Source organism: Phenylobacterium sp. (assembly GCF_020253645.1).
GTDB lineage: Bacteria > Pseudomonadota > Alphaproteobacteria > Caulobacterales > Caulobacteraceae > Phenylobacterium.
Genome location: NZ_JADCBG010000181.1, coordinates 1 through 8,825, shown reverse-complemented (window position 1 = coordinate 8,825; position 8,825 = coordinate 1). Strand labels below are relative to the sequence as shown.

Genomic DNA, 8,825 nt, shown 5'->3' with positions numbered 1-8,825 from the left:
GTCTCGGTGGCGGAGGAGCGGGGCTTGGCGAACTGGCCCGCCATCCGCCCCACCTTTACCACCGGCTTGCCCCCGGCGAAGGTCAGGACCACCGCCATCTGCAGGATCAGGCGGAAGGTGTCGCGGATGTTGTCGGCGTGGAATTCCTTGAAGCTCTCGGCGCAGTCGCCGCCCTGCAGAAGAAAGGCGCGCCCGGCCTCCACGTCGGCGAGGAGAGACTTCAGCCGACGCGCCTCGCCGGCGAAAACGAGGGGCGGCATACCCCTCAGGATCTGCTCGACAGACGCGACGGCGGCGGCGTCCGGATAGTCCTCAGGCATGTGCTTGCCGGGACGAGACCGCCAGGTGGAAGGGCTCCAGTAAGGGCTCATGGTGTAACTCCGCGCCCGCAGAGACGGGCGCGGGTTTCTATACGGAATGGCCTGAAAGGTCGATAGGTCTGGCGCGCAGGACCAGGATCGAGACCAGGGCGCATAGGGCCCCGAGGGCCATCCACCACCCCTGCCAGACCCCGAAGCTCACGGCCCCGAAGGTCAGGTAAGCCGTCGCCGCCGCGCTGGCGGAGGCTGCGGCGACGCCGGGGCGCGGTCGGGAAAGCCCGCTGAAGACGGTGGCCCAGACCAGGGCGGCGGCGACGGCGCCGATCAGCCCCAACTCCATCCAGACCTGCAAGGCGGCGTTGTGGGGGTGTAACTGGATTCCGGGTCCAAAGGCGCGACTGGCTTCGAGCCCCCAGCCGGTCAGGGGACGCGCCGCGATCCAGTCCACCGAACGCTCCCAGTATCCGATCCGCAGCCGCCACGACTCCGACAGCGTGCCGGCCAGTTGCGAGCCGAGGCCGATCCTGAAGACGCCCGCGAGGAGCCAGGGCGCCACCAGAAATCCGGCCGCAACGGCGGCCGCCAGAATCCGGGGCCCAAGGACCGGCGCCGCCCCGACCAGGCCCGCGGCCACTGCACCCAGTCCAAGGGCCAGGATTGGCGCATCATAGCCGAATACATGAGCGGGAACGGCCACGCCTGCGAGCAGCAGAATGGCGAGCAGTCCCCGTCGCCATCCTGTAGTCGCGGCGACGGCCAGGGGCGCCAGGAGCGTCAGGACGTAAAGCCCCTGCGCGACATTCTTCACGGCTTGGTCGGGTCGGACCGCCTGACCCAATGACCCCAGGATCGCCTTGTAACCAGCGGCTCCGGACGCCGCCTCGGCCAGAAGGATCAAGGCCAGACCCGTAGCGCCGGCGACCAGAAGTCTCAGCAGACCAGCCAGGCGAACCTCAGGAACAGAGCGGGCGGCGCTGATCGCCGCCCCGTAGAGCGTCAGCATTAGCACGAGCTTGAGCCCGGTCTGGCCCTCCAGATCCGGCGCTCGCCAGGGGCTCCAGAAGACCGAGGCGCAGGCCCAGACCAGGGCGGTGAAAAGCGCGAGGAGCAGAGCCCGGTCAGCGGTGCGGACCTGGAGCCAGGGCAGGGTCAGGAGCCCCGCAAGGGCGACGGCGGGTGCAAATCCAAGGGCGCCCACCCAGCCGAGAAGCGGGGTCAGGATCAGGAGGCCGGCTAGAACGCCGGCGATCCAGCGGTCCCCCGGGCGCAGGGCGGCAGGGTTCAAGCGGCGGGCCTGGGCACGGGCTCGCTCAAGGTCACGAGTTCCTCGGCGAGGGTTGGATGGACGGCGCATGCGGCGTCCCACTGGGCCTTGGTGACGCCGAGCTTCAGGGGAACGGCGGCCATCTGGATGATTTCCGGTGCGTCCGGACCGACCACGTGGCAGCCCAGAACCCTCTGGCTGTCGGCGTCCACCACCAGCTTGACCAGGGCCTGCTCCTGGCCGCCATAGAAGGTCTCCTTCATGGGCCGGAACCGCGACCGGTAGACGTCGATGTTGGGAAGGGCGGCCCGGGCCTCGGCCTCGGTCAGGCCCACCGTCCCCACGGGCGGCTGGCTGAAGACGGCGGAGGCCACGGCCTCGTGGTCGAAACGCGTCGGCTGGTCATAGAACTCGGTGCGGGCGAAGGCCGCGCCCTCGCGAATGGCGACAGGGGTCAGGTTGATCCGGTCTGTGACATCGCCGACGGCCCAGATGCCGGGGGCCGAAGTCCTCGACCATTCGTCAACCTTGATCGCGCCGTTCGGACCCGTCCCGACGCCCGCCGCCTCCAGTCCGAGACCGCCGGTATGGGGCTTCCGGCCGGTGGCGAGCATGATCTGGCCGGCCTGGAGGACCTGGCCGTCCGAAAGTCGGCACTGCAGGTCGCCCTCCCGGTCCGAGATCGCCACCGGGTGTGCGCCCAGGACGAGCTTGACGCCCCGCCTCTGAATCTCGGCGGCCAGGTGGGAGCGGATGTCCTCGTCAAAGCCCCGAAGAATCTGGTCGCCACGATAGACAAGGGTCACGTCGACCCCCAGACCGTTGAAGATGCCGGCGAACTCCACTGCGATGAAACCACCGCCGACGATGACCATGCGTTCCGGCAGGGCCGGCAGGTCGAACGCCTCCTCCGAGGTGATCGCGAGTTCCACCCCAGGGAGGTCCTGCGGCTTCCAGGGCCGGCCGCCGGTGGCGATGAGGATGCGCTGCGCGGTCACCCGCCCGTAACCCGCGACCTCAAGACTGTTGGGTCCGGTCAGGACGGCCCGTCCCTCGATGATCTGAGCGCCCGCGCGCGTCAGGTTGGCGACATAAAGGCCCGAGAGGCGCGCGATCTCACGGTCTTTGGCCTCGCGAAAACGGGTCCAGTCGAAGGTCGCGCCGGACGCAGACCAGCCGTAGCCCTCGGCGATGTGGGCGTAGTGGGCGAACTCCGAGGCGTAGACCATGAACTTCTTGGGCACGCAGCCGCGAATGACGCAGGTCCCGCCCACGCGATATTCCTCGGCCACGGCGACCTTCGCGCCCCTGGCCGCAGCGAGGCGCCCGGCGCGGACCCCGCCGGACCCGGCGCCGATGACGAAGAGGTCGTAGTCGAACTGGCTCATGGTCTGGCTCCCCGGGACGCAGGCGGCGCGACCCTAGAGCATATCAGCCCGCTGTTGAATGCCGGCCGCATCCGGCGCCGACCCCGCAGCGAGGCCCTGAGGGGGTCCGGGACGCCGTACGCAGCGGAGGCGCGCACCCTAAGGCTCGATCTCCGTCACCCCGTCATCGGTGGCCAGGAGCGCAAGGTCCGCAAGATCCAGGAAGAGACCATGGTCGACCACGCCGGTGACCGACTTCAGGGCCGCGGCAAGGGCAGCCGGGGCGTCGATCCGGCCGCAGGCGACGTCGTAGATCACGTTGCCGCCGTCGGTCAGGACTGGCGCACCCTCCTTCACGCGCAGCCGCGGCGCGACGCCGATGTCGCATTCGGACAGGGCGTCGCAGATCCGGTCGAAGGTGGTCCTGTGCCCGAAGGCGACCACCTCCACAGGCAGGGGAAAGGCGCCCAGGCGGGCGACGCGCTTGCCGGCGTCGGCGATGACCACGCAGCGACGCGAGGCCTCCCAGACCAGCTTTTCACGCAGCAGGGCCGCGCCGCCGCCCTTGATCAGCGACAGGGCCGGACCGATCTCGTCCGCGCCGTCCACGGTCAGGTCGATGGGGCCGGTCTCGCCGAGCTCCGCCACCCGGATTCCCAGCTCCCCCGCGAGGGCGGCGGTGGCCCGGGAGGTGGAGACGCCGACAATATCCAGCTTCCGCGCCGCAAGGGCGCGGACGAACCATGCGGCGGTGGAGCCGGTGCCCAGGCCCACGACCATGCCTGGCTGGACAAGGGCGGCGGCGGCCTCGCCCGCGGCCCGCTTCTGACCCTCGACGCTCATGAGCCGGCCTTGCCCTTGCGCGCGGCCTTCTCGGCGCTCTTGCGGGCCCGGAAGGCCGCGGCCCAGCCAGCCTTGTTGCTCTGTTCGCCCCGGGCCACGGCCAGGGCGTCGTCAGGCACGTCACGGACGATGACCGAGCCCGAGCCCGTGATGGCGCCAGCCCCGATGGATCGCGGGGCGACGATGGCGGTGTTGGAGCCGATGAAGGCGCCGGGCCCGACATGGGTCTCGTACTTGTCGAAGCCGTCATAGTTGCAGAAGATCGTCCCGGCGCCGATGTTGGCCCCCGCTCCCACCGTGCCGTCGCCGAGGTAGGCCAGGTGATTGGCCTTGGCGCCCCTGTCCAGGCGGACCTTCTTGACCTCGACGAAGTTGCCGATGTGGACGTCCTCGCCGATGTCCGCGCCCGGACGAAGCCGAGCGTAGGGACCGATGAGGGCGCCCGGCCCGACCCTGGCGCCTTCCAGGTGGCTGAAGGCCCGGATCACCGCCCCGCTCGCGATGGAGACCCCGGGGGCGAAGACTACATAAGGCTCGATCTGGACGCCGGGTTCGATCTTCGTGTCCCAGGAGAAGTGCACGGTGTCGGGCGCCGGCATGACGACCCCCTCGGCGAGGAAGTGCGCCCGCCGCCTGTTCTGGAAGATAGCCTCGGCCTGGGCCAGCTGGACCGGCGTGTCGGCGCCCATGACGGCGCTCTCGGGGGCGTAGTGCGCCCGCACCAGCGCGCCATCGGCGGCGGCGATGGCGATGGCCTCGGTCAGGTAATACTCGCCTTTGGCGTTCGCATTGGTCAGGCGCGAGAGCCAGCCGAAGAGACGTGTCCGGTCCGCGCACAGCATGCCGGCGTAGCAGGCCCGCACAGACAGCTCCTCCGGCGTGGCGTCCCGCGCCTCGACGATGCGCAGAACATGGCCGTCGGACGCGGCGATGATCCGCCCGTAAAGCAGGGGGTCGGCGGGCCTGAAGCCGAGCAGGCCGAGGTCGGTCCCCGACGAGCGAAGACTGAAGAGAGGATCGAGGTCGACAGGCTGGAGCAGAGGGCAGTCGCCATTGACCACCATCACGTCGCCGTCGAAGTCCGCCAGGGCGGGCCCTGCCGCGAGGACGGCGTGACCCGTGCCCAGCGGCGGGTCCTGCACCGCGACGGCGGCGGGACCGAGCCGCACCTCGACAAGCCGGCGGACCTCCGGGCTGTGCGTCCCGACGACCACCACGACCCGCTCGCAACCGGTCTCCAGGACAGTGTCGATCACCCTGTCGAGCAGGGTGCGCCCCCCGACGCGGTGCAGCATCTTGGGGATGGGAGACTTCATCCGGGTCCCCTGCCCGGCGGCGAGGATCACGGCGGCGCGGGCGGTCATGGCGGAAACCCCGGAATCGCAGGCGAGATTGCAATCATGGCGGCTTTCGCCGAAACCGCCAGTGGGGTCCCCTTCCCGGGACCTTCTTCGCAGGAGCGTCCATGCCGTCTGCAGCACAGCCCCTGGCCGGCGCCGTCATCGCCTTCGACCTCGACGGCACCCTGGTGGATTCGGCCCCTGACCTTGTGGGTACGCTCAACCACCTGCTCGGGGAGGAAGGGATCGCGCCCCTGCCCTTCGACCAGGGACGCAGCCTGATCGGGCACGGCGCGCGCCGGCTTATCCAGCGCGGTTTCGAGGCCCAGGGCCTGGCGGTGGAGGGGGCGGATCTGGAGGCCCTCTTTGAGCGGTTCATCGCCCACTACAACCTGCGCAGCGCGGACCTGACCCGGCCCTTCCCGGGCGTGCCCGAGAGCCTCGAGGCCCTGCGGGCTGCGGGCGCCAGGCTGGCCGTCTGCACCAACAAGCTGACCCGGCTATCCCTTCCCATCCTGGATGCCCTGGACCTATCCCGCCACTTCGACGCGGTGATCGGCGCGGACCTCGCTCCGGCCCCCAAGCCCGACCCGCGGCACCTGGAGCTGGCCGTGCAGGCGGCGGGCGGCGACCTGCGCCGCGCCCTGATGGTGGGGGACGCGGGAACCGACGCCGGCGCCGCGCGGGCGGCGGGAACGCCGCTGGTCCTGGTCAGCTTCGGTTACACGGAGGTCCCGGTCCGGGAACTGGGCCCCGACCGGCTGATCGACCATTTCGACGAACTGGTCCCGGCCTGCCTGGAGCTTCTTCCGCTGCGGTGATCCCGGGCCTCTCACCCCGGTCGGGGCGCCGGCGGCCCGGCAGGGCTGGCTTGCGGCGCACAGGCGGGCAGGCTATAGCCGCAACCCTTCCGGCGGATGCGTAGCTCAGCGGTAGAGCACCTCGTTCACACCGAGGGGGTCACAGGTTCGATCCCTGTCGCATCCACCATTCCTTCCGCCGCTAAACCGGCTTGAATTCCCTTCCCGCGAATTTCTTCAAGAAGTCCGTCGGTTAGGTGGCTATGTACCCCTGCGCTCGGCTCTCCGAGAACCGCCGTTCGAGCCGAATGGTCTCATCAGGCGCTGGCGAAAGATCTCCGCCTTCGTATTGAGCCGCATCGCTACGCCACAGATTGAAGCGTACAGGCGCACACGGCTTGCTTGGTGCGCAAGCCGCCTCGCCTCAGAAGTCGTGCGGGTCACTCGGCGGGCGCCTTCGGAGGACCCGAACTGGGTGCGCGCTCCGGGTTGGAAGCGCCGAAGCCGTTTCAGCCCTCAAGCTGTTCCGAGGAAAATGCGTTGATAATCTGCGGCAGCGACGCGGCGGCGCGGACCGAAGCCTCCAGTTCATCCAGGAGCTCTTGTTCCTCCCGAGGCGGACCGGCTTCGCCGGCGATCGCCTCATCGTCGCGCCAATCGTCTGGATTGGCCTGGATCGACGCGGCCACGCGGTCCTTCACCTGTTCCAACGTCATCGGTTCGAGCGCCTCGACCTGCTGATCGATCCGGTGAACGCTCTGCTGGACGAGGAAGCGGAGCAGTCGGCCCCAGAATGGTCCGACAACGCCTTGGTCGATGACGCTGACGACCTTCCAGCACTGCAGGTCGGGCCCGACCAACACCATGCCTACCCGCGATCCATGCTGCAGGTCCCATGACGTGCAGGTGGAAAAATCCTCAGGGGTGAGAAAATAGTCCACCTTTTCACGTCCCGCCTCGGAATACCGACCGACGTCGCGGCGAAAAGCCAGGGCGGGAAAGGTCAGGCTCACCGGCGCTTGTCCGACTGAGCCTTGGCCGCTCCGGCTGGATGACCGACAGCGGCGCCCGTACTCACCTTGGACCAGGTCGGTGTGCCGTGGACGTACCGTTCGACCGCGTTGAACTTTGGCTTTCCCTTGTAGGAACCCGTCAGTCGCCCATGCATCTCAGCGCCCGCGGGCCCCTCGGGCATGGCCTTGATGTTCAACGGCTGGTTCTTGACCCATTCGGGCACGCTCTTGCCCCAGCCGTTTTGCGGAATGGCCCAGTGGTGTCCGTGCTGGCCCTTCTTCAGATAGCCCTGCTTGCCCATCCAGGGCCGGACCTCCCTCTTCCAGGAGTATGGCGCCTTGCTGGCTGCATTCCGCGCGATGTAGACACCGCCTTTTGCAGCACCCTTAACGATCGAGCCGGCGAGAAACAGATCAGAGGCGGCGAGCGCTCCGTTCAGGGCCGCGCCCGCATAGTCCCCCTCCTGGAAATCGGCCACGGCCTCTCGGCCCGACCCCCAAACCGGAATCAGAGACTCGGCGAATCCAGGATGGCCGACCGAGCTCACTGGTGGTCGAGCGACTGCGGCTTCAGCGCGCTCTCGTTTCAACCGTTCTTGCCTGATCATCTCATCGTAGCGTTCACCTGCCGGGTCCGGAACGGAACGCGGCTCTCCTTTCGGCATCTGCGCCATCGAGCATCCTTCGCCATGTTGTGATTGCAGCGCTCGCGACCGGCCAAGCCGCGGCGGCGCGAGTCAAACCATGCTACGAACCCACCGGATAGTCAAGAACAAACGGAGAACAATTCTCGCTATTGGGAGATCTTTGACGTCAGGACTGCGCACACCACCACTCGCCCGCCCACCACCTGCTGCATCAGCGGGTGGAGTGAAGCAAAGGCGGTCTTCAGGCGCCGTCACGCAACTGTCGCCGGATCGTCACCCGACAGGAACGGAACTGACACTCGAGCGACATGTCTGAGAGGCAGGCAAGGGGCCTACCGGAGGCTCCATGTCACTTCACCGACTCCCGAACGCCCGTCGCCCCATCCTGCTCGCAGGCGCAGCCGCCATGGCGCTGGGGGCATTCGCCCTGCCTGCACTCGCCGAGGATGCAACAGACGAGGGCATGCTCTCGGAGGTCATCGTCACCGCTGAGAAGCGGGAGACCAACCTTCAGAAGACCCCTGTGGCCGCCTCGGTGTTGGGCGCGGAGCAGATGGCGGACCGGCGGATCCAGAGCCTCGCGGACCTGACGACCGGCATTCCGTCGCTTCGGATCGCGCCCTTCTTTTCCCGCACCTCCGCGCTCACCGTCGGCATCCGCGGCATCGTCCCCTTTGACGCCAATCAACCGAGCCGGGATGCGGGTGTCGGGGTCTATATCGATGGGGTCTACCTCGGCCGCTCGCAGGGCCTCGGCGCGGCCCTCTACGACATCGAGCGCATCGAGGTGCTCAAGGGACCTCAGGGAGCCCTGTTCGGAAGAAACTCCACGGGCGGCGCCGTAAGCATCGTCACCCGCAAGCCGACCGGCGAACTGGGCCTGCGCCAGACCTTCGGCGTGAGAAACTTCAACGGCTACAGCTCGCAGACCCACCTGGACCTGCCCGAGTGGAACGGACTTTCCGTCAAGATCGACGGGATCATCAGCAAACGGGACGGTACGACCGACAACCCTATGGAGGGCCAGTCGGACTTCAACCTGGTGGACAGGGCCGGCGTGCACGTGGGCGTTCGCTGGTCGCCGCGGGACGACTTCGAGGCCCGGTTCGACTTCGACGAAGCCTACGATGGCACCTCCCCGTACTATGTCCAGCTGCTGAGCAAATCGCCTAACTCCCCGGCGCTCGCCCCGCTGGTGAAGGTCCAGCCGGAACGGGCCAAGACGGCGGAC

Annotated in this window: 9 protein-coding genes and 1 tRNA gene; 3 read left to right on the top strand and 7 right to left on the bottom strand. The window is 68.4% G+C overall.

Annotated features, from left to right (window positions below):
- From INE98_RS12010 to glmU, 5 genes are all read right to left on the bottom strand, one after another.
- The coding region (locus INE98_RS12010; protein WP_293539169.1) for a 3-deoxy-7-phosphoheptulonate synthase at positions 1-371 on the bottom strand (371 nt) is incomplete at its 3' end.
- A gap of 37 nt (positions 372-408) precedes the next feature.
- On the bottom strand, positions 409-1,605 hold the full coding sequence (locus INE98_RS12005; RefSeq protein ID WP_293539168.1) for an O-antigen ligase: 1,197 nt from the start codon (positions 1,603-1,605) through the stop codon (positions 409-411).
- A complete protein-coding gene (gor, locus tag INE98_RS12000; RefSeq protein WP_293539167.1) occupies positions 1,602-2,972 on the bottom strand; it encodes a glutathione-disulfide reductase in 1,371 nt (456 codons plus the stop codon). Before gor ends, INE98_RS12005 begins: the two co-directional genes overlap by 4 nt.
- A 138-nt stretch (positions 2,973-3,110) precedes the next feature.
- Positions 3,111-3,794, bottom strand: coding sequence for a ribose-5-phosphate isomerase RpiA (rpiA, locus tag INE98_RS11995; protein ID WP_293539166.1), 684 nt, complete (start codon positions 3,792-3,794; stop codon positions 3,111-3,113).
- Positions 3,791-5,158: a bifunctional UDP-N-acetylglucosamine diphosphorylase/glucosamine-1-phosphate N-acetyltransferase GlmU gene (gene glmU, locus INE98_RS11990; protein WP_293539165.1), complete on the bottom strand. Its 1,368-nt coding sequence runs from the start codon at positions 5,156-5,158 to the stop codon at positions 3,791-3,793. Before glmU ends, rpiA begins: the two co-directional genes overlap by 4 nt.
- Positions 5,159-5,259: 101 nt before the next feature.
- Here glmU and gph point away from each other — a divergent pair, with 101 nt between their 5' ends.
- Together gph and INE98_RS11980 are read left to right on the top strand one after the other, a co-directional pair.
- A complete protein-coding gene (gene gph / locus INE98_RS11985; RefSeq protein ID WP_293539164.1) occupies positions 5,260-5,955 on the top strand; it encodes a phosphoglycolate phosphatase in 696 nt (231 codons plus the stop codon).
- 94 nt (positions 5,956-6,049) lie between these two features.
- Positions 6,050-6,124 (top strand) — tRNA-Val (locus INE98_RS11980).
- 319 nt (positions 6,125-6,443) lie between these two features.
- On the opposite strand, the gene INE98_RS11975 is transcribed toward INE98_RS11980, so the two are convergent.
- Together INE98_RS11975 and INE98_RS11970 are read right to left on the bottom strand one after the other, a co-directional pair.
- Complete coding sequence (locus INE98_RS11975; protein ID WP_293539163.1) at positions 6,444-6,947, bottom strand: hypothetical protein; 504 nt, start codon at positions 6,945-6,947, stop codon at positions 6,444-6,446.
- Positions 6,944-7,621: a hypothetical protein gene (locus INE98_RS11970; RefSeq protein ID WP_293539162.1), complete on the bottom strand. Its 678-nt coding sequence runs from the start codon at positions 7,619-7,621 to the stop codon at positions 6,944-6,946. Before INE98_RS11970 ends, INE98_RS11975 begins: the two co-directional genes overlap by 4 nt.
- A gap of 319 nt (positions 7,622-7,940) precedes the next feature.
- On the opposite strand from INE98_RS11970, the gene INE98_RS11965 reads away from it, so the two are divergent.
- Positions 7,941-8,825: TonB-dependent receptor (locus tag INE98_RS11965; protein ID WP_293539161.1), on the top strand; the 885-nt coding region annotated here is incomplete at its 3' end.

What these genes read in the sequence shown, in the direction of transcription:
- gor (WP_293539167.1), bottom strand. Translation starts at nt 2,972, where the DNA reads ATGAGCCAGTTCGACTACGACCTCTTCGTCATCGGCGCCGGGTCCGGC.
- rpiA (WP_293539166.1), bottom strand. Translation starts at nt 3,794, where the DNA reads ATGAGCGTCGAGGGTCAGAAGCGGGCCGCGGGCGAGGCCGCCGCCGCC.
- glmU (WP_293539165.1), bottom strand. Translation starts at nt 5,158, where the DNA reads ATGACCGCCCGCGCCGCCGTGATCCTCGCCGCCGGGCAGGGGACCCGG.
- gph (WP_293539164.1), top strand. Translation starts at nt 5,260, where the DNA reads ATGCCGTCTGCAGCACAGCCCCTGGCCGGCGCCGTCATCGCCTTCGAC.
- INE98_RS11970 (WP_293539162.1), bottom strand. Translation starts at nt 7,621, where the DNA reads ATGGCGCAGATGCCGAAAGGAGAGCCGCGTTCCGTTCCGGACCCGGCA.